General features: G+C 52.0%; 1 protein-coding gene. It reads left to right on the top strand.

Annotation, left to right across the window (positions count from 1 at the left end; all coding sequences use genetic code 11):
• Nucleotides 1–26: 26 nt before the first annotated feature.
• Complete coding sequence (gene aadA1 / locus GYB81_RS22885; RefSeq protein ID WP_001209508.1) at nt 27–818, top strand: ANT(3'')-Ia family aminoglycoside nucleotidyltransferase AadA1; 792 nt, start codon at nt 27–29, stop codon at nt 816–818.
• Nucleotides 819–914 lie beyond the last annotated feature (96 nt).

Here is a 914-nt window from a genome sequence, read left to right on the forward strand (position 1 = left end):
TGGTGGCTAAAACAAAGTTAAACATCATGAGGGAAGTGGTGATCGCCGAAGTATCGACTCAACTATCAGAGGTAGTTGGCGTCATCGAGCGCCATCTCGAACCGACGTTGCTGGCCGTACATTTGTACGGCTCCGCAGTGGATGGCGGCCTGAAGCCACACAGTGATATTGATTTGCTGGTTACGGTGACCGTAAGGCTTGATGAAACAACGCGGCGAGCTTTGATCAACGACCTTTTGGAAACTTCGGCTTCCCCTGGAGAGAGCGAGATTCTCCGCGCTGTAGAAGTCACCATTGTTGTGCACGACGACATCATTCCGTGGCGTTATCCAGCTAAGCGCGAACTGCAATTTGGAGAATGGCAGCGCAATGACATTCTTGCAGGTATCTTCGAGCCAGCCACGATCGACATTGATCTGGCTATCTTGCTGACAAAAGCAAGAGAACATAGCGTTGCCTTGGTAGGTCCAGCGGCGGAGGAACTCTTTGATCCGGTTCCTGAACAGGATCTATTTGAGGCGCTAAATGAAACCTTAACGCTATGGAACTCGCCGCCCGACTGGGCTGGCGATGAGCGAAATGTAGTGCTTACGTTGTCCCGCATTTGGTACAGCGCAGTAACCGGCAAAATCGCGCCGAAGGATGTCGCTGCCGACTGGGCAATGGAGCGCCTGCCGGCCCAGTATCAGCCCGTCATACTTGAAGCTAGACAGGCTTATCTTGGACAAGAAGAAGATCGCTTGGCCTCGCGCGCAGATCAGTTGGAAGAATTTGTTCACTACGTGAAAGGCGAGATCACCAAGGTAGTCGGCAAATAATGTCTAACAATTCGTTCAAGCCGACGCCGCTTCGCGGCGCGGCTTAACTCAAGCGTTAGATGCACTAAGCACATAATTGCTCACAGCCAAACTATC

The sequence above is a fragment of the Pseudomonas yangonensis genome, from assembly GCF_009932725.1.
Taxonomy (GTDB): domain Bacteria; phylum Pseudomonadota; class Gammaproteobacteria; order Pseudomonadales; family Pseudomonadaceae; genus Aquipseudomonas; species Aquipseudomonas yangonensis.

Coding starts and splice junctions, on each gene's coding strand:
- aadA1 (WP_001209508.1), top strand. CDS start 27: ATGAGGGAAGTGGTGATCGCCGAAGTATCGACTCAACTATCAGAGGTA.